This is a genomic window from Arthrobacter sp. NPDC057013, assembly GCF_042674585.1.
Classification (GTDB): domain Bacteria; phylum Actinomycetota; class Actinomycetes; order Actinomycetales; family Micrococcaceae; genus Arthrobacter.
This window is the reverse complement of the sequence record NZ_JBHUSE010000003.1, coordinates 180,092-201,979: the sequence shown is the minus strand read 5'-3', so window position 1 is coordinate 201,979 and position 21,888 is coordinate 180,092. Positions and strand designations below refer to the sequence as shown.

The window sequence follows — 21,888 nt, the reverse complement described above, 5'->3', positions numbered from 1 at the left end:
AAACTCCGCCCTCCCCGCCGTCGTTGCTACAGATAGTCTCCGGCATGCTCGCGGGCGATCTCCAGCAGGGTGGAGTGGAAGGCAACCTCTGCCGGGGCGTAGACCTTGTCCTGGCGCTGGGCCAGCAGCACCCGCCGCAGGGGTGCGGCCGAGCCGAGGCTGACGACCCTGACGTCCGGGTGCTGCAGCGCCACAGCGGTCTTGGGCACCATGGCCACGCCCATCCCGACGCTCACCATCGCCTGGGCCTCCTGGTAATCGTTGGCCAGGAAGCCAATGGTTGGCTCGAACCCGGCCTCATGGGCCGAGCGCTGCAGCACTTCCACCACGGGGTGGGCCTCGGCCCGCACGATCCACGATTCCTTCCGAAGCTCCTCCATGCGGATCTCTTCGCGGTCCGCAAGAGGATGCCCGCGGGACACCAGAAGGACGGTGCTTTCCTGGAAGACCTCCGTGATCCGGATGGAATCGTCATGAAAGCGGTTCCAGGGGTAGTCCCAGAGGAGGCACAGCCCGGTGACCCCCGACTGCAGGTCTTCAACAAGCTCTTCGAAGCGCGCGCTTCGCAGCGAGAGGCCAATCGCCGGATACCTCTTCTTGAAGGCCCGGATGACAACCGGCATGAATGACCCCGCGAGAGTCGGAAACGTCCCTACGGTCAGGGAGCCGCGCTTCAGGCCGGCGATTTGGTCCAGGTCGGACTGGGCGGCCCGCATCTGCCCGACGATCTTGCGGGCGTGGCCGGCGAGCACCTGGCCGGCCTCCGTGGGGACCACCCCGCGGGAACGGCGGTTGAGGAGAGGCTGCCCCACTTCCTGCTCGAGCTTCCGCAGCTGCTGGGAGACCGCGGAGGGCGTGTACAGCATCAGCTCGGCCGCGGCTGTGATCGATCCCTGCTCGACGACCTCCACCAGCAGGGCCAGCCGCCGGATATCGAATAAATCTTGGGCTTCATCGTTAACCACTTCTTCACCCTTCTCCTCTAACGGTTCATTCTATGCAGCCAGCCCACGATTCGTGCGAACTGGCGGCTCCGAACGGTCACCCGAGGGCATTTTGACAGGAGCACCAGCCCCTGAAACTCAATGAATGAAGGAACACTACATAGGCTGACAGAAATCCAACATTGTCTTCATTTGTGATCTGGGTCAATCTCGAATCAAGGCACCGAACATCTCGGGGCGGTAGAGAAGCAAGGAACGGGATCATGAAGATCGAAGCGGAGTGGATGCGCGGAGGCACCAGCAAGTGCTGGGTCTTCGAAACCGGACAGCTGGACGAAACGGGAACCAGCCCGGATGTGCTGCTTCCCCGGCTGTTCGGCAGCCCGGACCACCGGCAGATCGACGGCGTTGGCGGGGCGACCTCCACCACCAGCAAAGCGATGATCCTTCACCGCCCCGCAGACGATGATGTTGATGTCGAGTTCACCTTCGCCCAGGTGGGCATCGAAGAGGCCGCAGTGGACTGGGGCAGCAACTGCGGCAACTGCTCCGCAGTGGTAGGCCTGTACGCCATCGAAAAGGGCTGGGTAGTGCCCACCGGCGACGTCACCCGGATCGTCACCCGCAACACCAACACCGGCCAGATCATCATCCAGCGCGTGTCCACGCCGTCCGGTGCCCTGCCGATCGTGCCGCAGGCCCAGATGCCCGGCGTCCCGTTCCCCGGGTACCGGGTGGGGCTCGGCTTCCAGGACCCTGCCGGCAAAACCACCGGCCAGCTGCTTCCCACAGGTTCAGCCTCGGACACCATTACCGCCGGCGGAACCCGCTGGACCGTCTCCATGGTGGACGCCGGAGCGCCGGTGGTCATTCTCCGGGCCGAGGATCTGGGCCTTGACCCGGAGCGCTACGACAGCTGGTCCGCCGGGGTGGAGCTGCAGCTGGAGACGCTGGAGCACATCCGCCGCCAGGCCGCAGTGCGGATGGGGCTCGCGGCCACCACCGCCGAGGCAGCGCGTGCCGTCCCCAAGGTGGCAATCGCCGCCTCACGGGCACCGGGCGACGCGGAAAGCGACGTCAGCGTCATGATGCTCTCGATGGGCAAGCCCCACCCGGCGCTCGCCATCACCGGCAGCATCGCACTGACCCTCGCCGCCCGCACCCCGGGCACCGTGCTCAACAGCATCACCGGCAGCACAGTCCGCCCCACCCTGCGGCTGCGGACACCGGCCGGCGTGATCGAAACCTGGAGCGAGGAACGGGACGGATCGCTGCTCGTCGGCGTCGACCGGACCGCCCGCACCATCGCCACCACCACCATCCACGTCCCCGAGGCCCTCGGCAGCGCCGTCGACGCCTCCTTCGCCAGCGCCACCAACTGACCAGCGCCACTCAACGAGGAGACAGCATCATGACTAAGACTGAAGAACAACCAGCACTCCTGGAGGGCGACACCAGCGAGGACCGCTCCCAGCGGCCCAACCGTCGCCGTCGTATCCTGCTGATGACGGTAGTCGCCACCGCTATTCTGGGTCTGGCCGCCCTCCTGTTCGGGGGTGTCTTGTTCAGTCCCGCGGCCGCCTCGGGATCGGAGCCGACCATGACAGCCACGCAGATCATCCCGCTCGTCATTCTCGTCGTGATGTTCGTCGTCGCCACCAAGTGGCCGCTGAACATCGGCGTGATGGGGCTGGTTGCCTCCTTCGGCGTCGGCTATTTCATGCTCGGCATGAGCGACAAGGAGATCCTTGAGGAGTTCCCGGCCAGCATCGTCCTGACGATCATCGGCGTCACGTACTTCTTCAGCATGGCCCAGCGTAACGGGTCCATCGACATCATCGTCCAGACCTGCGTCCGCATGGTCAGGGGCAAGACAATGCTCCTGCCGTGGGTGTTCTTCCTGATGGCCGCCGCACTGACGGCACTGGGCACCTTCTCCCCCGCCGCAGTCGCACTGCTGGCACCGGCAGCCCTCGGACTTGCCTACGAGTCCCGCATCCACCCGGTCCTCATGGGCGCCTTCGTCATCAACGGAGCCCACGCCGGCGGCTTCTCCCCGCTGTCCGTCGCCGGCGTGCTGGTGCACGACATCTCCGTGAAAAACGGCTTCCCCATCTCCCAGGGCGCGCTGTTCACGGCCAGCTTTGCCCTGAACCTCATCCTTTCGGCCCTGACCATCGTGGTGTTCGCCCTCCTCGGCAAGCTGCGCGACAAGCACGCCAACGAGTATGCAGGCCTCGAGACGCCCCGCGCCGGACGTCCGGGCCGCCAGCAGATCTTCACGCTGGCACTGATCGGTGTGATCCTGGTCTGCACCCTGGGCTTCCACATGCCCATCGGCTTCGTCGCCCTCTCCGCCGGCCTCATCCTGGCCTTCGTGAACATCAAGGAACACAAGACGTTCATTGGCGGCGTTTCCTGGTCCACCGTCCTGCTGGTGGCAGGCATGATCACCTACGTCTCCCTGCTCCAGCACGTCGGCGTCATCGACACCCTCGCCGAGCAGGCCCTCGCGCTGGGCGCCCCGCTCCTGATCGCCCTCGTCCTCTGCTACGTCATCGGCGTCGGATCCGCCTTCGCCTCGTCCACCGCACTGCTGACCGCGTTCATCCCGATGGCCGGTCCACTGCTGGCCACCAGTTCGCTGAGCGCCTCCGGAACCGTCGCCGCACTGGCCATTGCAGCCACCGTGGTGGATGTCTCCCCCTTCTCCACCGACGGCGCCCTCGTCGTCGCCAACGCCCGCGACAACGACCGCCAGCGCGTCTACAAGCAGCTGATGATGTACGCCGGCGGCGTGGTCCTGGCGGCTCCTGCCCTGGCCTGGGCCCTGCTGGTACCCACCGGCATCATGTGATCCACCCCAGGCAGGACACACAACGGTTGCTGCCAGTCGGTGACCACCACCGATTGGCAGGTTGCCGGATTCACATCCGGCAAGCGAACGGGACCACAAACCCTGCACTCCATCGCAACAGGTAGCCCGAAAGCCGGGCGCAGGAATCAACCCGTACGCACCAAAGGCAGGGCGGCTCAGCCGCCCTGCCTTTTGGCGTGCCAGGAAGCGGCGCACCAGCCTGGCTGCCGCCGTCGACCAGCTTAGGGGCACTGCTTAAAAGCACGACGGCGGGCCGGCGTCCAGCGTACGGTCAGGCCTTGCGCCTGACGTCGCGTCCGCCGTCGCCCGCTGGATCCAGGGCTGAGTCCCGGTGGAGGTCGCGGTCCAGCCCGTGGCCGTCGGCGAGCTGCGCGAGCAGGAGGTCAAGCTGCGCCACCTGTTCGCCGGAAAGCGGCGCCAGAAGCTCCGCTTCATGCTGCTCGGCGATCCCCCGCAGCTCACGCAGCACCTGCTGGCCCGCATCGGTGAGGTGGAGTTCGTAGTTCCGCCGGTCGGTGCTGCTGCGGACCCGTTCCACCAGGCCGCGTTCCTGGAGGGAGTCGATGAGGGAAACCACCCTGCTGGGGACGGCACCCAGCCTGTCCGCGAGGGAGCGCTGGCTCAGTCCGGGCGCCCGGCCAAGCAGACGGAGCACACCGGCGTCGCTTGGCGTAAGGCCGATCTCGCGCGTGCGGTCCGCAAAGCGGGACGACGCCACGGCGCCCAGCTGGGACAGGAGGAATGCTGTCCGTTTCGGCCTGCCGGGCTTGGCTGAGTTCATGGCTCCAGAATACATCCTTGACAGAATAATTCTGTAGGTGAACCATTTTAGTGGTGATGCAATACGGCCCTCCCGGAGGGCCGAGCCGGAGCAGACGGTCCACAGCAGAAGGGTGCAGCCATGAGCAACCGTTCACTTCCCAACGAGCGGCACCAGACCGGTTCGGGCGGCCCGCACCCAGGGGTTCTTGCCATCGTCAGCCTTGCCATTTTCCTTGCCAGCCTCATCACATCCGCGGTCCTCACGGGCGGCCAGACGTTCGTATCCCCGTTCGCGCCTGCCGATCAGGTGGCTGCCTTCTTCCGGCAGAACACTGCCCCAGCGAGAGTGGGCGGCATGCTCCAATTCGGTTCCGCCGTGCCGCTGGGGATCTATGCGGCCACCGTCTACGCCAGGCAGCTTCGGCTCGGGGTGCGCGTTCCCGGGCCGGCGATCGGCTTCTTCGGCGGCATCAGCGCAGCCATCTTCCTCATGTTCTCGGGTTCCGTGACCTGGCTGCTGAGCCGGCCCGAGATCACCACGGACGCCACGCTCACGCATGCACTCTCCTTCCTCGCGTTCATCACGGGAGGCGTCGGCTTCGTCGTCGGACTCGGCCTGCTGGTGGCGGGGATCGCCGTCCCGTCACTGATCCTGCGGTTCATGCCGCGGTGGCTGGCCTGGACCGGCCTGGTCATCGCCGCGCTGTCCGAACTGAGCTTCCTGTCGATGGCGGTCGAGCCGCTCCAGTTCCTCCTGCCGCTCGGCCGCTTCGGCGGGCTCCTCTGGCTGGTCGCCGCCGGTTTCATGCTGCCACGCAACCGGGCGGCAGCGAACCAGGAGCCGCGAACGCAAGGGACGGTAAGGCCATGACGACGGCGGAGCGCGGCTTTACGGCGGACGGCAGGCCGATGTCCGGCAAGGTGGCGCTGGTCACCGGAGCGAGCCGGGGTATCGGCGCCGCGATCTGCGCTACCCTGGCGGACGCGGGCGCGCAGGTGGTTGCAACCGCGCGCGATACCGACGGCCTGTCAAGGCAAGTCCAGGCCATTCACGAGGCTGGCGGCCATGCAGTGGCCCTTCCCGTGGATGTGACAAGTGAGGACTCGGTGAAAACCCTGCTGGCCGAAGTCCAAGAACGCTTTGGCCGGCTGGACGCGGCAGTCAACAACGCGGCCGGCGGCGGAAGACCTCCCGCCCCGCTCGTCGAATGGACCAGCGCGGACTTCGACAGTGCCATCTCCGTCAGCCTGCGCGGCGTCTTCCTTTGCCTGAAGTTCGAGATCGAGCTCATGCTGGCAAGCGGGAATGGCGGGGCGATCGTGAACATGTCCTCCACAGCCGGCGAACAGGGCGTCGCTGGCCTGTGCGGCTACGTAACCAGCAAGTTCGGCGTCGGAGGCCTCACGCGCGTGGCGGCGCTCGACTACGCCGCCCACGGCATTCGGGTCAACGCGATCGCCCCGGGGCCCATCCTCACGGACCGGCTCGCGGCGGCAGGCCAAGCGGCACAGGAGAAGGCGGCCGCAGCGGTGCCATTGGGCCGAATCGGCACCACCACGGACATTGCCGCCGCAGCCTTGTGGCTGTGTTCTGAAGAGTCCGCCTTCGTCACAGGCAGCGTCCTGGCGGTCGACGGCGGCCGGCTGGCCGGAACTCCGGCCTTCAGCACCAGCAGAAAGGAAGCCCAGCCATGACTGAACCCCTCTGCAGTCCTGGAGGGGACGGCGGCAGGTCCTTTCCCTTGTGAGCCGCGCCGAAGCAGCAGTAGCATCCCCTCACCTGACGGTTCCGTGGAAGTGGGCAACGATGCTCGAAACTGCGCGCAACGCTCGAACAGACAGCCACCGAGACCTGGTCACCGAGCTCCTCGGCCTGTGGCTGGTGCTGTCCGTATTCCTCGACGGCTGGGCGCACATCAACCTGCCGAGCCTCGAGACGTTCTTCACGCCCTGGCACGCGGCCCTCTACTCCGGCATGCTGGCCACGGCGGCGTGGACCGCCGTCGTGATCTGGCGCAACAGGACGCCGGGGCAGCCGCTGCTGCAGGCCATTCCGCCGGGTTACCGCGGCACCGCGGCGGGCGTGGCCCTGTTCGCCACCGCCGGCGGCCTGGACCTGCCGTGGCACGAGATCCTGGGCATCGAGGTGTCACTGGACGCGCTGGTCAGCCCCACGCACCTGCTGCTCGGCTTCAGCCTCTTCCTCATCCTGGGCACTGGGGTGCGGAGCGCACGTGCGGCCGGGCACGCCGGAAACATGACCTGGACCCCGGCGGTGATTTTCGCCGTCGTTCTCATGACCGGGCTGGGAGCGTTCTTCCTCATCTATGTCTCCGCCTTCGTCCGGCCAGGACCGACAGCCCTCTTCACCCCCACGCCGTTCGGCAGCCCCGGACGCAACCAATCGGAGCTGCCGGTAGTCGTCACCCTGGCGGGCTACCTGATCACCACGGCGCTGATCATCGCCCCGTTCCTCTTCACGCTCTCCGCCGCCCGGCGTCCCGCCCGCGGGATAGTCACCCTGCTGGTCGCGGCGGCGGCCTGGCTGCCCGTGGCGATGATCGGCCTGCACCCTTACTCGATTGCGGGAGCCGCGGGGGCAACGGTTGCCGCCGTCGTGGCCGACCTGCTGCTGACGGATTCCGGACAGCTGGCTGGGCAGGCGGCTGCCCGCCGTCACTGCAGGCATCGCGGCGCTGCTGTGGACGGGCCAGCTGGTGGCATTCGCGGTGACCGATGCGATCCGCTGGCCCGTCTCGCTGTGGCTGGGCGCCGTGGTGCTGAGCGCGGCGGTGGCGGCCGGCCTCGCACTGCTCAGTTCGTGGGGGACGGCCCGTTCGTGGACGCCGGGGCGGTCGGTGCCGGACGCCGCCGGCGGCAGTCCCGCCGTCGGAAGTTCCTGACGACGCCCCGCTACATGGTCATGCCCGGCGCCGCGCCGGGCATCAGGACGATGCCGACGGCGATCAGCACCAGCGCCGCCGAGACCGCGCGGTTGGCCAGCCGCTTCCAGGGCAACATCTTCTCCACCGCGATGAAGGCGCCCACCAACGCCATCCATCCGACGCTCATCACGCCCAGCGCAAACAGCGCCACCATCAGCGCCCAGCAGCACCCCACGCACCATGCACCGTGTTCCATTCCCATCCACAGCGCCCCGCCCAATCCCGGCCGCATCCTGTGCAGGATGAAGTCCAACGGCGTCCGGCACTTGGTGAGGCAGACGTTCTTTGCCGGCGTCAGCTGGTAAACGGCAGCCGCGATGATCACCCCGGCCGCGGCGTAGCGCCCGCCGGCGTCGGCCGCGAGCGCCCCGGGTGCAACGGAGACGACCGCCTCGTACAGCCCGTACGCCACGAGCCCGAAAGCCGTCCACGAGATCAGGTACCCGGCCACAAAAAGCCCGGTGGAGCCGCGCGGTGCGTACCGCCCGGTTTCCCGACGGCGGCGGCTGATTTTCGCGTACGCCGTCACCATGGGTGCCACCGAGGGGAACATCATGGCGGCCAGCATCACCACCCAAGTGGTGAGGAAGAAGTCCAGCGGCCCGGGGTCCGTCCAGCCTCCCATGTCCATCCCGCCCATCCGCTGCGCAGTGAGCACCCAGCCCGCCGCGGCGAGGATGAGCAGGACGGCAATCAGCCCGGCCTCGCGCACATCGATCGTGCGCAGAGTGTGCTGCCGGGGCTCAGGCGCGGCCTTTGGGTCCACCTTCGGCCATCTCGCTCGCGAAGGTGAAGTCCGCCGTCTCGCCGTAAACCGCCTGGTAGTCCAGGCCGAAGAGGTCAGATCCGCCGCTGCCCTTGCCGATCAGGAACTCGGGGGCGAAGCCGAACATGGCGTTCTTCACTGTGGTGACTCCCCCGCCGGGGCCGGGCAGCGCTTCGAAACCCAGGTTGGTATGGCCCGCCACCGACGCCGACGGGCTGTCGCCGTCGGAGAAGCTGACGGTGCCGCGCTCGACGCCGAGCCATTCACCGTAAAGGGCAGCGAAGTCGGCGAACGGTCCGCCCTCGTCCCCGTGCAGGATGCGCTCCAGCGCGGAGGCCTGGCCGTCCGAGATGCCGCTGTCCAGGACGATGCCCACCTTCCAATTGCCCGAGGTCAGGTTAGACGGGAAGAGGTTGCAGAAAGCGAAGTCGACGCCCGAAAGATCGGTGTCATTCAGCCGGCCATGGGCAATGTGGAAGACCGCAGAACCGCGGCATTCCCCGTTGGGCCCCGTGGGCGGATTGTCCACCGGGCACGGACAAATCAGCTGGCAGTTGCAGTTCGCAAGATACTTGCCGGACATTTCCCACGACATTGAGGACTCTCCTTGCTGGCGCCATTGCCAGGCAGAAGCGGCGAAGCACGGCGCCGAAACGACTGGATATTGGGCGAAAAGGCCCTGATATCGCTGAGAATACTCAGCGCGGATTGAGTGTCAATAAGCTTTTGCTTCGCCCGAAACTGCTGGCTTTAACCAGGTCACAATGCCAGAGCGACGAGCGCAAATCAGGACCGGCACTGTAGTCCCGGGCGGGACCCGGAGATGGCGGGATCCTAAGATGAGGCATGGACTTGTGGGACGTCGTGTGGACGGTGATCGGAGCCGGGCTGATTCTGCTGATGCTCGTCGACGTCTTCCACACCCTGCTGTACCCGCACGGTTCCGGCCCCGTGTGCAGGACGATAATGCACGGATTCTGGCGTCTGTCCAGACTGTCCAGGAACGGGTCCTCGTCGATCGCGGCTCCCACGGCCATGGCTGCCGTCATCGGCGCCTGGGCAGCCATGGCCGTCCTGGGCTGGGCATTTCTCTACCTGCCGCACCTTCCGGAGGGTTTCATCTACGGTGACAGGGTTCCCCGGCAGGCGGATTTCCCCGAAGCGGTCTACATCTCCATGGTCACGCTGTCCACCGTCGGATTCGGCGAGGTCGTGGCGGGCCATCCTTTGCTCAGGCTCGTCTCGGCTGCCCAGGCGGTCATGGGTTTCGGTTTGCTGACGGCCACGGTTTCGTGGATCCTGCAGATGTACCCGGCTCTGAACCGCCGTCGTGCCCTTGCTCATCAACTGAACCTTTTCAGGGAAGCGGCAAGTCCCGGCGGACCGTTCACCATCAATCCAGGCCATGCCGCCGCGCTGCTCGAATCGCTGGCCGGCAGCGTCGCGGCCGTCAGCATTGACCTGCTGGCCTTCCACGAAACGTACTATTTCCAGGAAGTCGAGCAGAGGGGCTCCCTGCCGGCCACCGTTACGTACGCCCAGCAGCTCGCGGCCGAGGCTACGGCCAGCGACGACACCGATCTGCAGTTCGCCGGGCGGATGCTGGAGGCGGCGTTGGACGATCTCGCGAAGGTTCTCCGGGGCAGGTTCGGGCATGCCGGCACGACCTCGACCGAGGTGTTCGAACACTATTCCACACACCACAGGCACCGCCGGTCCCGGAAGGCGGATACTCCTTAGCTCGCCGGCCTTGAGCCGGACGTATGACTGACGAGATAACAACGTTTGGCGCGCTGTACTGCCCTATGCGCCTGTCAGGAATTGCTGTGTGAGCAGACGGATACAAAGCAGAAACGTTGCAACGACGCCCTGAAACATGCCGCGGCTACGCTAATTCCTACCTGAAAACCGCAGGTCAATTGAAAGGAACTAGCCATGCTTTGGAATACCTTGAACCTGTTTTTCAGCTCCGCGCGCAATGATGGGCACTCCGCATTTGGGGAGACGGGGCCGAACAGTGATTTTCCCCGGGGCCACCTCACCTCCGCGCCGTGGGAAGGCTGGTGGGACAGCGCCGCGCAGGTGTGACGGGCCTGTGGATCGGTGGCCGCCGGGGGTAGGCTCGCCAAGAGATCCACGGCGACGGGAGGGCAAGGCATGACTGAACCGACAGGCAGTACCGAACTTGAGGACCAGGGGCTCCCGCTGACCGCACTTGCCGTGGCCGCGGGCCGCGCCGTCGAAACCTCGCGGGCCGACCCGCTCGTGGCGGACCCGTTCGCCTCGGCCTTGGTGGTGGCGGCCCGCTCCCACCTGGACCTGCCGACGGTGTGGCCCGCCGAACCTGCTGAGGCTCCTCCGCTGCAGCAGCCGCTCCTGCTGGCCTCCATCTACATCGGCATGCGGACGCGGTTCATTGACGATTTCCTGCAGTCCGGCCCACCGACGCCGCAGACGGTGATTCTGGGCGCGGGACTCGACACTCGGGCGTTCCGGCTGGCCTGGCCGGACGGTGCCCGGGTGTTTGAGATCGACAGTGCCAACGTCCTGGAGTTCAAGGCCCACGTGCTGAGCCGGCTTTCGGCGGAGCCCGGGTGCGAACTGATTTCCCTGCCCGCTGATCTGTCCTCGCCCTGGCGGGAAACGCTCCTCGGCGCCGGTTTTGACCCTGCGCAGCCCACCACCTGGGTCCTTGAGGGCCTGCTGCCGTACCTCGATGCCGCCTCCCAGCACGCGGTGCTGGGCGAAGTTGCGGCGTTGTCGGCGCCGGGTTCCCGCGCGGTGATTGAGCGCGCCGTGGCCCTGCCCAAGACCGACGACATCGAGGCCAAACTGCGCGAATTCAGCGAGCAGACTGGCCTTCCCATGAGTGAACTGCTGGCGCGGGCCGATCCGCCGAACCCGGTGGAACTGCTCGAGTCGGCCGGCTGGCGCTGCAGCAGCCACACCGTCGAGGAGCTGTGTTCGACGTACGGCCGCGTGCTGTCGCTGGACGCTTCAACCGAATCGGGGCCGGAGGCGCCGGAGCCTGAGCAGCAGCCAAACTCGGACCAGTCCCGGGGCGGCTTCGTCACCGCCCGGCTGGCGTAGGCCGCCGTCGGGAAAGGCGTCGGGAAAAAGGGCACGCCCTCAGGACTGGGGCGGAGCGGGCTCAGCGAGTTCAGCTGTGATCTGATCGGCCCAGGCGTCGATCGCCGCCCAGTCGCGCAGGTCCCCGAACCGGCCGCCGGTGAGGCGGAACAGTGCCCGGAGCGGAGCCGATAACTGGCTGGCCTCGTAGACGCCGGAAAATACAGCGTGGCTGCGAAGCGGAACATCCTTGAGCTGCGTTTGTTCCAGGCGTTGCTTTTGCAGTTCCGCACCGCGCCCGCGGAAGAGCTTTGGCAGGCCGTCGGACATCCCCACGCTGAAGGCCCAGACCGGTCGCTGGGCCAACTCGGGACCGTGCTCTGTCAGGAACTCCCAAGCCGGGGCCAACCACGCCTGATTGTGGATGGCGCTGCCCACCACCACGGCCTCGTAGCCGGAGACCGACTCGATCTGCTCCACGGACCGGCACTCGACCCCGCCCGGGACAGCCGCCATGCGGGCGGCCACACGTTCAGCTATTTCCCGGGTGGAACCCAGCGCACTTGCATAGGCAACAAGAACAGTCATGGCGACCTCCTGCTTTTCTTCCTCAATTCTGATGGAACCCGGCCCGGCTGCAACGTGCAAGCGTTCCCGCAATGCCGTTAACCTCAGCTCCACCTCCCCGCAGACGGCAGGCCACCTGGCCTCCCTAGGGTGGACGGGTCGGCGGCTCAGCGCCGGCCACCGTCATCCGGGAGGAACCAAAACCCATGCGCAAAGCCCTGACCGCAGCGGCCGCCGTCGCACTTTTCACCGCCGCCATTGCCGCAACGGCGGGACCCGCCGTTGCCGCGCCGACAGCGGACGCCAGCACGCCGTCGTCGAACTCCACCGCCTCTTCCGCCAACAAGACGAACGAGCGCAACGGCTCCTTCGACCTGCAGTCGCACCGCGGCGGCCGCGGCGAGTGGACCGAGGAATCCCTGGCCGCGTTCGCGAACTCGCTCAAGCTGGGCGTGAGCACGCTCGAGCTGGACACGCATCTGACCGAGGACGGGAAGGTCATCGTCTGGCACGACGACACGATGCAGGCCAACAAGTGCGTGGACACCGCTCCGGTGACGCCGAACGACCCCGAGTTCCCCTACGCGGGCGACCGGGTGGCGGACCTGTCGCTGGCCCAGATCAAGACCCTCAACTGCGGCTACAAGCAGCTGGCGGGATACCCGGAGCAGCAGGTGATCGGGGGCAACCGGATCGCCGAGCTCAAGGACGTGTTCGCGTTGGCCAACGAGTACGGCGCCAAGAAGGTCCGCTTCAACGTGGAGACCAAGGTGGAGGACGGCCAGGCCGGCGGCGACGCCTCCGTGGCGCTCACCAAGGCCGTGGTCATCGAGATCCATAAGGCCGGCATGTCCCGGCGCACCACCCTGCAGTCGTTCGACTGGTCCACGCTGAACTACGCCAAGAAGATCGCCCCGCAACTGCCGGTCGTGGCGCTGTCCAGCGGCGACGCCTGGCTGCAGGTGGGCAAGCCCGGCGCCGCGCCCGAGCTCGGCGGCATCGACATCGACGACTACGACGGCTCCCTCGCCAAGGCCGCCAAGGCCCTTGGCTATGACGTCATCTCCCCCGCCTTCGCGTCGGTCACCCCGAAGATGATCGCCGAGGCCCACGAATACGGCCTGCCCGTCATCCCGTGGACCGTGAACACGACCGCGGACATGGCGCGCCTGATGGACCTCGGCGTGGACGGAATCATCACCGACTACCCCACCCGCCTGCGCACCCTCATGGACGAGCGGGGGCTGAAGCTGCCGAAGGCTTACACGGTGTAGCTGTCCAGTCAGAATGTACGACGCCGGACCGTCCCCTTTTCAGCAGGGCGGGATTGCTCAGGGCGAAGAAGGCGAAGATGATCAGCGCCACTCCAACGAGCCTGCTCAGCGCACGCCCGTGCCTCCACGGCTTCTCCAGCGGCACGGTGACGGCGATGACGGCCGTCCAGGCGAGGTCGCGGAGCCGGCCTTTGTAGCTTGACCAAGTACCTGACGACGAGCGCGACGGTTCGGGCCGCCCGGATGAGTGCTCTGCGGGTCGACCGGCGCGTGGTTGCGGACTGTCACATGTTCCTGCCCCGACAAGTCAGGCCGACCAGGCGAACGGTGCCGAGAAGGAGTTCTTTCCGGCGTTGTCCCACGACAGGCCGAAGACATCCACCGTGGACGTGCCGCGTCCGGCGGCCAACGTGTCGGCGGGGAAGCCGATGCCGCTGACCTTAACGCCGGCGCCGGTCGGGTCCAGTGGCGAGACGAAGTCCTCCACCGACATGTCGACCGCCGAGCCGATCCGGACGCGGTGCTCCCTCCCGTTATCCTCATAGGTGAAGTCGCGGGACTCCACACCCAGCATCTCGCCTATCAGGGGGGCCATGTCCTCCATCGGTCCGCCCAGCTGGCCGCCGAACACGGCCCCGAGCGCCTCGGCCTGTTCGGGTGAGGCGGCTGCGTCCATAAGGACGCCTACCTTCCAGCCGCCGTCGCTCATCAGGGCAGGCGCATCGGTCACCACGCAGACGTTCAGGCCGCCGACGTCGACGCCGTTGACGTCACCCTTCTGGACGTGGAAGGCCAGCGCCACCTTGCAGCGGTCCTCATCCCCAGGCAATGTTTGGCCGGAGGTGGCACACGGGCAGACCATATCGCAGTTGCAGTTTTCGAAGTACGTGCCTTCGATTTGCCATGCCATTTTCGGGGCTCCTTTCCCACGAACCCCCCTTACGCTGACAGTGTGCTCCGGGCTACGGACCGCGTCAACAAGGAATTACAGCGCCACATAAGCCCCGGAAGACGCAGAAAATGCGGAGCGGACCGCTGGTACAGAGGCCGCCGCAAGCTGGCGTAGTGCTAGCAGAGTTCGTCCCAACGGAGAACTGCGCTGGGCTGCGAAAACTGCTAGGCACCAGGGCCGATCCCTACGCCGTTTTGCCGAATATGGCCGCCTGAACCCGTCGACACGCGGCCATTCTTGGCGATGGCCGACACCGCGGGCTGAACGCACCGGGCGGCTCAGGACACCTTGTAGCTCAGCCGGTACTTGGCGCCGTCTTTCGTGAACTCCATGATCCCGTCCTTGCTGCCCGGTTCGAGGACCTGCTGGCCGAGGTAGTCGTCGCCCTCGACGTCGTTCTCGTAGAGCTTCACCGAAACGTTGTCGGTGACGTGGATGCCGGGGCGTGCATGTTACACCGGAGCTGGGCCGCTGATCGAGCCGGAGGGGTCAAGTCTCCGAAGCGGCCACAAGGAAGTACGACGGCGGTGGGCTGGTAAATGGGGCCAGGCGCCAGTTCATCCCACACGGGGCGTAGCATATCCTCACCGAAAGTGAGGGGAGCCACCAATGATCGTGGTCCGGTTCCAGGTGAGGTGTCAGCCCGGCAAGGCTGACGAAGTCATGGCTGTCCTGCGCGACGTTGTCCTGCCCAGCCGGGCCATAGACGGCGTGGTCAGTTTCGACATCGGCCGTGATGTGACTGATCCCGATGTCTTCATTGCCACGGAAGTCTTCGAGGACCGCGCCGCATTGGACAGGCAGGAATCTCTTCCTGAAGTGGCAAGGGCGCTCGAGATCTTCGAAGGCTCACTGGCGGCCGAGCCGGAAGAGATCATTTTCCACGTGTCCTCGACGGAAACCGTGGAAAGCTGAACGAGCTGCACACCCGGTGTTGCCTGATACCCGTTTCGCCTGCCGGTGTGCTCTTCAGCTGGCGGAGCCACGACTTCAGCCGCTCGCCGTCCGGGGCCATGAGAAGACGCTCCTCCATGCTTTTCTGTAGCTTGATGATGAAGTCGCCCGATTGGCCCGTCTTAGCCTTACCCGGCGCACCGGCGGCGAGCCACTCGTCGTGGATCTCGTCAGGGGACTCGATACCGGCCTGCACGAGCGCTCCAACCACTTCCACTCTGTACAGGCCGACCCGCCCGTTCGCATCCGCTTCTTCCGGCACGGCAAGCGCCCTCCGAACAAGAGACGCCAGGCGGCTCAAGCGCTTGATAACCAGCGGGCTCACTTGGACGTAGGCGCTGATGTCGCTCTGCCCGACCTCGTGAGCGTACAGATCGCTTGGTCGCGCTATCCCCGCCCTGCGGAGCTGCTTTTCGTACGGCTCAAACGCCTCGAGCTTCCAGAAGTCCTGCCGCGGCTTCACGCCCAGGAAGTGTAGGAAATCCTCGCTCTTCCTCAGTTCCGCAAGCTCAGGGTCCCGTCGAGCCCATTCTTTGAGCCTCTCGTCCGACAGCGCGTACTGGAGCCGCCGCTCGACTTCATCCTTACCCGCCAAACCCTGATTCCTGGCTATGCTGCACGCCGCGTTGTAAGCCGTGTGGGGTGCCGTGGACCTCAGCGCCTGTATGTACAGGTCATCAGGTGATTTCTTGGCGTCGAGCAGATCGTGGTGAGCTAGGGCAGCTTCCAGGCGCATCGCCTGGGCCAAAGGAGCGGGAATCGGGTAACGCTTCGAGGGCGCAAGTTCCTGTACCAGCCTCTCCGCGACCTGCCGCGCATGCGACTGCAGCTGGTGGAATTCCCACGAGGCGGGCGGAAGGTTTAGTACCGCGCTGAGGAATGTCTTTTCAACGCGGTGCAGGAGAGGTGAGTAGCCCGCTTCCGAGATCGCTCGGCGGTCGATATCGGCCCTCATCGCCAAGGCCTTGCGGGACAGCCAGTCCGCGTAGGTCTTGATGGTCTCCTTATCCGTACTTTCCCGGAACAATGCGTGTTGTAGAGCCACCTCGGCGAGCATGTTCCCCGCGTCATGGTCGACGGCGGCACCCAGCAGCTTCTTTTGCCTCTCGTCTGCCATGGTGGTGTCGGTCGTGGCGATGTAATGGAGTCCCAGGCTCCGCCAATCCGTGGCCCCGCACAGACCTTCAAACCCGTAATGCTTCTTCGCCAGCGTCACGAGGATGTACGCGGACGCCATCTTGTGCAGCTCCAACTCGGCGGCGCTGTTAGTCTCCGCCGCAGTCGCCGTCTTGTCATCTGTGCCGGATTTTTCACTCTTCCCGCGCGCCAGCTGTAGCTCTTTCCCGTCGATCGTGACAGCGCCAACACTCGATCCGTTACGCGCCATGGAAACGGTCATCGACGCTTCATTGGACGAGGACACCACTACCCGCCACGGTGTGACGCCGAATATGGAGACCACGAGCTTCTGAACTGCAGCCAATACCTTGTTGGTAAACGAGACGGGCATGGCATTGTCAGCCAGCGCCGTCACGTCCGACCCTTCCGGAATTTCCAGTCCCCGGGGAGCATCGGCCCCAAGCTCATGCAGGAGGGCACCGATCTGCGAGACGTCGACCTTGCTGGTTTCGCCCTTCGTGTCACGCACATCCAGCGTCACGCGCAGCCGACTGCTCAAGTAAACGGCGAGCACAAGGGAACCAAACAGCGCCAACAGTCCACCCGCGAACATCTGCCCGAAGGACTTTCCTTCGATGGCACTTGCATTCCAGTCAGGCGCCAGCACGATCAAACAGGAACCGGACAGAATGAACGCCAGCCCGCTAAGTGCCAACAGGGCCCGGTCCGCCGGACTTTTTCTCACCCCGGAAATTTTTGGCAACAGGACCAGCAGCCTTCCAAGCACCAGGAACCCAGCGGCGAGCCCCAGCAACGCGAGTCCGGCTTTCGAAAGGGGCATTATCCACTCGGCGTTGAACCGTTCCCAGTTGGCGCCTGCCTTCTCTGCCGGGTTCTGCGGCGGTGCCGTTGGCGGGGGCTGCGCTGCCGCGCGGACGGCCGCAAGCCGCTCACCCTCGCAGGCCGTCGTCGCAAGCAGAGCAGGACTCCGCACCTGGCCGCGGATCTTTTCGATCAGGGCCAGGGCGTCCGCTGGTTTTCCGCCCTGAGTCAGACCAGCCGCTTGAGCGCACAAGCGGCCGAGATCATCTGTCGGCGTCGGACTCGGCGTCGGACTCTGAGTCGGACTCTGAGTCGACGTGGCCTGGCTGCTGCCAGTCCCGCCCGGCCCCGTATTGACCGAAAGGGATCCCATCACCACCACCAGACACAGCACGGCCAATGCCAGCAGAACACGCAGGACCAAGGCCTTGGCCCCCATTGGCCGGTGTCGCTCGGTTTCAAATATTGAATTGGATTCGGGTGTCGAAACTGACGCCTTCGAAGGTTCCCTGCTCATGTTTCTCGCCAGCCTTCGGAACCGCACGGTCATTGTGCGGCTCGCAGGCTCATTTTGCGCTCACGCTCAACAAAGGAAAAGAGCGCAAACTTTGGTCACGGTTTCTGCAGGCTCAGGCGGGCAGCTCCCGAAGTTACTCGCAGTTGGGATGGGTACAGGCTCAGCCGGCGAAGGGGCCGTCCTGCACGAGGTTCGCCGGGCTCTGCCCAGCAGCCAGCGCCTCGAGCTGCTGCGCAAGGAGCTTCACGATCCGCGGTTCGAACGCCGACGCGTTGCCGCCGATATGGGGCGTGATGAGCGCGTTCTCCGAAGCCCACAGCGGGTGATCGCTCGGCAGCGGCTCCGGCTCCACGACGTCGAGTGCGCAATGCAGCCGGCCTGAGAGGACCTCCGCCGTCAGGGCCTCGGTGTCCACCACCGGACCGCGCCCGACGTTCACCACCAGGGCGCCATCCGGCAACGCAGCCAGGACCTCGGCATTGACCAGCTTGTGCGTGGCCTCGTTCAACGGGGTTACCGCCACCAGGACGTCGTGCGAGGCGGCCAAGGCAACGAGGTCCGCCGCGGCGTGGACCTGGCCGCGCTCGTCCATGCGCGCACTGCTGCCCACCCGGGTCAGCTCCACCTCGAACGGCGCCAGTCGCTTGGCGATTTCATGTCCGATTCCGCCAACGCCGAGGAGCAGCACCCGACGGTCCGCCAGGGATGAACGGCGCTCGGGACGCCAGCTGCCCGTCTGCTGGTCCCGGACCGCCGCGTCGATGCCGCGGAGCTTCGCGAGGATAAGCCCGACGGCGAGTTCCGCAGTCGCGGCAGCGTGCACACCGGCAGCAGTGGCGACGGCGGCCGACGCACCGGCCGCCTCCGGCACGCCGTCGTACCCTGTCGACTGAGTCTGGACCAGCTGAAGGTTCGCCGCCTTGGCGAGTGAGCCCAGGACTGCAGAGGCGTCTATGTACGGGAGGACCACCGCGTCGAGCTCCTCCAGCGTGGCCCCCTCGGGGTCGGAGCACAGATCCCAAACAGCGCCCCGAAGGTCGCCGGGAAGAGGCTCCAGGCGTGCGAGGAGATCCCGGTCGGGAAAGCTGACGGTGCGGATTGACGGCATGGGTGTCCTTTGGGTTGGGGAAGCGGGGGTTTCGACAGGCTCAACCAACGGTAGAGACTTGCGAAAGATTTCTCATATGCGATCATCATCGCATCGACCGCCAAGGGCGACAAGGGCGGCACCACGCCGATCACGCCGACCGGCAAGCTTTTACATCCCGGAAACGAAAAAGGCTTGACGGATGGAAAAGGAAACGCGAAACTTTTCTCATATGTGATTGCGGTCTCAACAATAGCCGCCGCATCCAACCCTCCCAACTGAAGGTGAAACACCATGGCAACAACGCTCGAACTCACTGTCCGCACCGCACAGTGGACCCGCCCGTCCCGGGACCTGGTCAAGGCTTTCGAGAAGTTCCCGGTGGCCAACATCGGCGACGCGATGGAGCGGCTGGGCCTGGTGGACGGCAACATCAACCCCGTCTGGGCCGGCGCACACTGCGTCGGCACCGCACTCACCGTCCTCGGCGCAGCCGGAGACAACGCGGCTGTCATCGAGGCACTGAACTACATCGAGCCGGGTGACGTCGTCGTCATCAACGGCTTTGGGCACGCGCACCGCGCCCTGGTAGGCGAACAGCTGTCCCAGCGCTTCGAGGCCGCCGGAGCCACTGGCGCCGTCATTGACGGCTACATCCGCGACCGCGCCACCATCACGGAGATCAGGTTTCCGGTCTTCGCCCGCGGAACCACACCCGCAGGCCCGTTCAAGAACGGCCCCGGTGTGATCGGCGAGCCGGTGGCCATCGGCGGAATCGTCTGCTCCCCCGGCGACATCGTCGCCGCCGACGACGACGGCGTCGTCATCATCCCCCAGGCCCGCGCCGCGGAAATCCTGGAACGCGTTATCGAAGTCGCCGCGCACGAGGCCGAAATGACGGCCGAGATCACGCGCGAATACAGCTAATCCAAGCTTCTCCCCCAACAGGGACCCTCCTAGACTGAGAGAACTCCAATGACTAATTCATCGACGGAATCAGTGGACCTTAATACGGCTCAAGTACAGGTCGTCACAGCCGACGGCAGGATGGTGCGGAAGGCAACCTTCGCCGGCACCATGGGCTCCTTCGTGGAGTGGTACGACTACGGCATCTACGGCCTCCTCACCACCTACCTGGCCATCAACATCATGGGCTCGAAGGACCTCGGCTCCCTGCTGCTCACCAATGTCGGCTTCCTGGTGAGCTTCCTGGCCCGCCCGTTCGGCAGCGTGATCTGCGGCTACCTGGGCGACAAGCTGGGACGCAAGAACCTGCTCGCCGTGCTCCTGCTGCTCATCTCCGGCGCCACGGCCGCCATCGGCCTCATCCCGTCGTCGGCAGTCATCGGCTGGGCCGCACCGGCGCTGCTGATCCTCTTCCGCATCCTGCAGGGCTTCTCCGCCGGCGGCGAAGTGGCCGGCGCCATGGCCTTCGTTGGCGAATACGCCCACAACCGGCACCGCAACTACAACATGAGCTTCATCGCCGTCGGCTCGTTCTGCGCCCTCCTCTTCGGCAGCGCCCTATCCGCCACGCTCATCACCACCCTCGGCGACGCCACCATGGAAGCCTGGGCCTGGCGCGTGCCGTTCCTGTTCGCCCTGCCCCTCGGCTACATCGGCTACTACATCCGCTCCAAGATGGAGGACACCCCGCACTTCGACGCACTGCGCAAGCGCAATGAGGTGGAGCGGAACCCGCTGCGGGCAGCGCTGACGTCGAAGCGCCACCTGAAGGCCATCGCGCTGACCATCTTCCTCCCGGCAGTCAACGGCCCCGGCTACTACCTGCTCTTCGCCTACATGCCCACGTACCTGAAGACGCAGCTGGGCACCGGCAACAACTTCACCATGGTCCAGGCCCTGACCGTCACCGCCTTCAGCCTGGTGGCCATCATCATCTCCATCCCGCTCATGGCCCGCCTCTCCGACCGCATCGGCCGCAAGCCCGTACTCGCCGTCTCCGCAGTCCTCATGGCCGTGGTGTCCTACCCGATGTTCGCAATGATCACCACCGGCAACATGGTCCTGGCCTGCATCGCCACCGTGGTCATGGCCATCGCCTTCTCCGGCCACGCCGCCGTCGTCCACACCGTCCTAACCGAGATGTTCCCCACCACCGTCCGCTACAGCGCCTACAGCATCGGCTTCAGCATCAGCACCATCATCTTCGGCGGCAGCGCGCCCCTGGTCATGACCGAACTCATCAAGGCCACGGGCAACAGCATGGTCCCCGCGTACGCTTCGATCGGCACAGCCATCATCACCCTGGTGTCCGTGTTCTTCCTGAAGGAAACCAAGGGCCAGCCCCTGCAGACCCACTAACCAAACCCCGACGACGGCGGGCGGCGGCCACCATTGCCGCCCACCCGCCGTCGTTGGACCATTAGGCACCACAACAGAACCACCGGGAGAGTCACCTTGAGCATTAATTCAGTCGCCGTCGTTGCAGACCTCGGCGAAAGCTACGGCAACTACACCATCGGCGACGACGACGCCCTCCTGGGCCTGGTCACCGCCTCCAACATCGCCTGCGGCTTCCACGCCGGCGACCCCCGCGTCATGGACGCCACCGTGAAGTCCTGCATCGAACGCGGCATCGAACTCGGCGCGCACCCCGGCTACCCGGACCTGGTGGGCTTCGGCCGGCGCCTGATCGAGGCCAGCGAAGAGGAAATCCGCACCGACGTGCTCTACCAGATCGGCGCGCTGGACGCCTTCGCCCGCATCCACGGCGGCAAGATCAGCCACGTGGCCCCGCACGGCCGGATGGGCAGCATCGCCCAGACCGACGGCAAGCACGCCCGAGCCATCACCGACGCCATCAAGGCCTACGACCCCTCCTACATCGTGATCTGCCAGAACGGGCTGCTCGCCGACGAATCCCGCAAGCGCGGACTCGAAGTGGGCTACGTCTTCCTCGCGGACCGCGGCTACGGCGAGGACGGCATGCCCGTCTCCCGCAACGCCGAGGGCGCGCTCCTGCATGACCCCGAGGAGATCGGCCGGCGCGTGGTCCAGGTGGTCACCGAAGGCACCGTCCGCGCCGTCACCGGCAAGGTGGTCCCGCTCGGGCACGACGCCGACGTGGTCCTCCTCCACGGCGACCACCCGCAGGTCCTGGAGAACGGCACCGCCCTCCGCGCAGCCCTTGACAAGGCCGGCATCAAGGCCACCGGCCTGCAGGAGGTCCTGGCCGAGAAGGCCCGCCGGGCTGCCGCCTGATCGTTTG

At 65.9% G+C, this 21,888-nt stretch carries 20 protein-coding genes; 11 read left to right on the top strand and 9 right to left on the bottom strand.

Going from position 1 to position 21,888, the window contains the following annotated elements; genetic code table 11:
- Positions 1–26: 26 nt before the first annotated feature.
- Positions 27–965, bottom strand: a complete 939-nt coding sequence (locus ACFTSA_RS06515) for a LysR substrate-binding domain-containing protein (RefSeq protein ID WP_377950462.1) — start codon at positions 963–965, stop codon at positions 27–29.
- A gap of 242 nt (positions 966–1,207) precedes the next feature.
- On the opposite strand from ACFTSA_RS06515, the gene ACFTSA_RS06510 reads away from it, so the two are divergent.
- Positions 1,208–2,326, top strand: a complete 1,119-nt coding sequence (locus tag ACFTSA_RS06510; protein WP_377950461.1) for a PrpF domain-containing protein — start codon at positions 1,208–1,210, stop codon at positions 2,324–2,326.
- A 29-nt stretch (positions 2,327–2,355) separates the two neighbouring features.
- Entirely contained in the window at positions 2,356–3,801 is a 1,446-nt protein-coding gene (locus ACFTSA_RS06505; protein ID WP_377950460.1) for an SLC13 family permease, read from the top strand.
- A 292-nt stretch (positions 3,802–4,093) separates the two neighbouring features.
- Here the strand turns inward: ACFTSA_RS06505 and ACFTSA_RS06500 are convergent, their stop codons facing one another.
- The gene (locus ACFTSA_RS06500; RefSeq protein ID WP_377950459.1) at positions 4,094–4,603 is read right to left on the bottom strand and encodes a MarR family winged helix-turn-helix transcriptional regulator; all 510 of its coding nucleotides are present in this window, start codon (positions 4,601–4,603) and stop codon (positions 4,094–4,096) included.
- A gap of 120 nt (positions 4,604–4,723) precedes the next feature.
- On the opposite strand from ACFTSA_RS06500, the gene ACFTSA_RS06495 reads away from it, so the two are divergent.
- Together ACFTSA_RS06495 and ACFTSA_RS06490 are read left to right on the top strand one after the other, a co-directional pair.
- A complete protein-coding gene (locus ACFTSA_RS06495) occupies positions 4,724–5,455 on the top strand; it encodes a hypothetical protein (protein ID WP_377950458.1) in 732 nt (243 codons plus the stop codon).
- Positions 5,452–6,279 carry an SDR family NAD(P)-dependent oxidoreductase gene (locus tag ACFTSA_RS06490; protein ID WP_377950457.1) on the top strand — a complete coding sequence of 276 codons (828 nt, stop codon included), beginning with the start codon at positions 5,452–5,454 and terminating at the stop codon, positions 6,277–6,279. Before ACFTSA_RS06495 ends, ACFTSA_RS06490 begins: the two co-directional genes overlap by 4 nt.
- Before the next feature lie 1,218 nt (positions 6,280–7,497).
- On the opposite strand, the gene ACFTSA_RS06485 is transcribed toward ACFTSA_RS06490, so the two are convergent.
- Entirely contained in the window at positions 7,498–8,061 is a 564-nt protein-coding gene (locus ACFTSA_RS06485; RefSeq protein ID WP_377950618.1) for a DUF2182 domain-containing protein, read from the bottom strand.
- Positions 8,062–8,272: 211 nt separating this feature from the next.
- A complete protein-coding gene (locus tag ACFTSA_RS06480; RefSeq protein WP_377950456.1) occupies positions 8,273–8,890 on the bottom strand; it encodes a DUF1326 domain-containing protein in 618 nt (205 codons plus the stop codon).
- Between the two features lie 251 nt (positions 8,891–9,141).
- Between ACFTSA_RS06480 and ACFTSA_RS06475 the strand changes: the two genes are divergently transcribed.
- A complete protein-coding gene (locus tag ACFTSA_RS06475) occupies positions 9,142–10,035 on the top strand; it encodes a potassium channel family protein (RefSeq protein WP_377950455.1) in 894 nt (297 codons plus the stop codon).
- Positions 10,036–10,452: 417 nt separating this feature from the next.
- Positions 10,453–11,385 (top strand): SAM-dependent methyltransferase, encoded by a 933-nt coding sequence (locus ACFTSA_RS06470; protein WP_377950454.1) that lies wholly within the window; start codon positions 10,453–10,455, stop codon positions 11,383–11,385.
- 39 nt (positions 11,386–11,424) lie between these two features.
- On the opposite strand, the gene ACFTSA_RS06465 is transcribed toward ACFTSA_RS06470, so the two are convergent.
- Positions 11,425–11,952 carry a flavodoxin domain-containing protein gene (locus tag ACFTSA_RS06465; RefSeq protein WP_377950453.1) on the bottom strand — a complete coding sequence of 176 codons (528 nt, stop codon included), beginning with the start codon at positions 11,950–11,952 and terminating at the stop codon, positions 11,425–11,427.
- Positions 11,953–12,137: 185 nt separating this feature from the next.
- Between ACFTSA_RS06465 and ACFTSA_RS06460 the strand changes: the two genes are divergently transcribed.
- The gene (locus ACFTSA_RS06460; RefSeq protein WP_377950452.1) at positions 12,138–13,205 is read left to right on the top strand and encodes a glycerophosphodiester phosphodiesterase family protein; all 1,068 of its coding nucleotides are present in this window, start codon (positions 12,138–12,140) and stop codon (positions 13,203–13,205) included.
- Between the two features lie 307 nt (positions 13,206–13,512).
- Here the strand turns inward: ACFTSA_RS06460 and ACFTSA_RS06455 are convergent, their stop codons facing one another.
- Both ACFTSA_RS06455 and ACFTSA_RS06450 read right to left on the bottom strand, forming a co-directional pair.
- Positions 13,513–14,115 (bottom strand): DUF1326 domain-containing protein, encoded by a 603-nt coding sequence (locus ACFTSA_RS06455; protein WP_377950451.1) that lies wholly within the window; start codon positions 14,113–14,115, stop codon positions 13,513–13,515.
- Between the two features lie 320 nt (positions 14,116–14,435).
- Positions 14,436–14,570, bottom strand: a complete 135-nt coding sequence (locus ACFTSA_RS06450) for a hypothetical protein (protein ID WP_377950450.1) — start codon at positions 14,568–14,570, stop codon at positions 14,436–14,438.
- Between the two features lie 196 nt (positions 14,571–14,766).
- Here ACFTSA_RS06450 and ACFTSA_RS06445 point away from each other — a divergent pair, with 196 nt between their 5' ends.
- Entirely contained in the window at positions 14,767–15,072 is a 306-nt protein-coding gene (locus ACFTSA_RS06445; RefSeq protein WP_377950449.1) for a putative quinol monooxygenase, read from the top strand.
- On the opposite strand, the gene ACFTSA_RS06440 is transcribed toward ACFTSA_RS06445, so the two are convergent.
- Both ACFTSA_RS06440 and ACFTSA_RS06435 read right to left on the bottom strand, forming a co-directional pair.
- The gene (locus ACFTSA_RS06440) at positions 15,032–17,569 is read right to left on the bottom strand and encodes a hypothetical protein (protein WP_377950448.1); all 2,538 of its coding nucleotides are present in this window, start codon (positions 17,567–17,569) and stop codon (positions 15,032–15,034) included. The two genes, ACFTSA_RS06445 and ACFTSA_RS06440, sit on opposite strands and share 41 nt — an antisense overlap.
- 160 nt (positions 17,570–17,729) lie before the next feature.
- Complete coding sequence (locus tag ACFTSA_RS06435) at positions 17,730–18,677, bottom strand: 2-hydroxyacid dehydrogenase (protein ID WP_377950447.1); 948 nt, start codon at positions 18,675–18,677, stop codon at positions 17,730–17,732.
- Between the two features lie 273 nt (positions 18,678–18,950).
- On the opposite strand from ACFTSA_RS06435, the gene ACFTSA_RS06430 reads away from it, so the two are divergent.
- The 3 genes from ACFTSA_RS06430 to ACFTSA_RS06420 all read left to right on the top strand — a co-directional run bounded on the left by ACFTSA_RS06430 (position 18,951) and on the right by ACFTSA_RS06420 (position 21,881).
- Entirely contained in the window at positions 18,951–19,583 is a 633-nt protein-coding gene (locus ACFTSA_RS06430; protein WP_377950446.1) for an RraA family protein, read from the top strand.
- Between the two features lie 48 nt (positions 19,584–19,631).
- The gene (locus tag ACFTSA_RS06425) at positions 19,632–20,981 is read left to right on the top strand and encodes an MFS transporter (protein ID WP_377950445.1); all 1,350 of its coding nucleotides are present in this window, start codon (positions 19,632–19,634) and stop codon (positions 20,979–20,981) included.
- A gap of 96 nt (positions 20,982–21,077) precedes the next feature.
- Positions 21,078–21,881, top strand: coding sequence for a LamB/YcsF family protein (locus ACFTSA_RS06420; protein WP_377950444.1), 804 nt, complete (start codon positions 21,078–21,080; stop codon positions 21,879–21,881).
- Positions 21,882–21,888 lie beyond the last annotated feature (7 nt).

Excerpts from the sequence above, each read along its gene's own strand:
- ACFTSA_RS06500 (WP_377950459.1), bottom strand. The coding sequence starts at position 4,603 with ATGAACTCAGCCAAGCCCGGCAGGCCGAAACGGACAGCATTCCTCCTG.
- ACFTSA_RS06435 (WP_377950447.1), bottom strand. The coding sequence starts at position 18,677 with ATGCCGTCAATCCGCACCGTCAGCTTTCCCGACCGGGATCTCCTCGCA.
- ACFTSA_RS06475 (WP_377950455.1), top strand. The coding sequence starts at position 9,142 with ATGGACTTGTGGGACGTCGTGTGGACGGTGATCGGAGCCGGGCTGATT.
- ACFTSA_RS06440 (WP_377950448.1), bottom strand. The coding sequence starts at position 17,569 with ATGAGCAGGGAACCTTCGAAGGCGTCAGTTTCGACACCCGAATCCAAT.
- ACFTSA_RS06430 (WP_377950446.1), top strand. The coding sequence starts at position 18,951 with ATGGCAACAACGCTCGAACTCACTGTCCGCACCGCACAGTGGACCCGC.
- ACFTSA_RS06510 (WP_377950461.1), top strand. The coding sequence starts at position 1,208 with ATGAAGATCGAAGCGGAGTGGATGCGCGGAGGCACCAGCAAGTGCTGG.
- ACFTSA_RS06485 (WP_377950618.1), bottom strand. The coding sequence starts at position 8,061 with ATGGTGACGGCGTACGCGAAAATCAGCCGCCGCCGTCGGGAAACCGGG.
- ACFTSA_RS06480 (WP_377950456.1), bottom strand. The coding sequence starts at position 8,890 with ATGTCGTGGGAAATGTCCGGCAAGTATCTTGCGAACTGCAACTGCCAG.
- ACFTSA_RS06445 (WP_377950449.1), top strand. The coding sequence starts at position 14,767 with ATGATCGTGGTCCGGTTCCAGGTGAGGTGTCAGCCCGGCAAGGCTGAC.
- ACFTSA_RS06425 (WP_377950445.1), top strand. The coding sequence starts at position 19,632 with ATGACTAATTCATCGACGGAATCAGTGGACCTTAATACGGCTCAAGTA.
- ACFTSA_RS06465 (WP_377950453.1), bottom strand. The coding sequence starts at position 11,952 with ATGACTGTTCTTGTTGCCTATGCAAGTGCGCTGGGTTCCACCCGGGAA.
- ACFTSA_RS06470 (WP_377950454.1), top strand. The coding sequence starts at position 10,453 with ATGACTGAACCGACAGGCAGTACCGAACTTGAGGACCAGGGGCTCCCG.
- ACFTSA_RS06490 (WP_377950457.1), top strand. The coding sequence starts at position 5,452 with ATGACGACGGCGGAGCGCGGCTTTACGGCGGACGGCAGGCCGATGTCC.
- ACFTSA_RS06455 (WP_377950451.1), bottom strand. The coding sequence starts at position 14,115 with ATGGCATGGCAAATCGAAGGCACGTACTTCGAAAACTGCAACTGCGAT.
- ACFTSA_RS06505 (WP_377950460.1), top strand. The coding sequence starts at position 2,356 with ATGACTAAGACTGAAGAACAACCAGCACTCCTGGAGGGCGACACCAGC.
- ACFTSA_RS06495 (WP_377950458.1), top strand. The coding sequence starts at position 4,724 with ATGAGCAACCGTTCACTTCCCAACGAGCGGCACCAGACCGGTTCGGGC.
- ACFTSA_RS06460 (WP_377950452.1), top strand. The coding sequence starts at position 12,138 with ATGCGCAAAGCCCTGACCGCAGCGGCCGCCGTCGCACTTTTCACCGCC.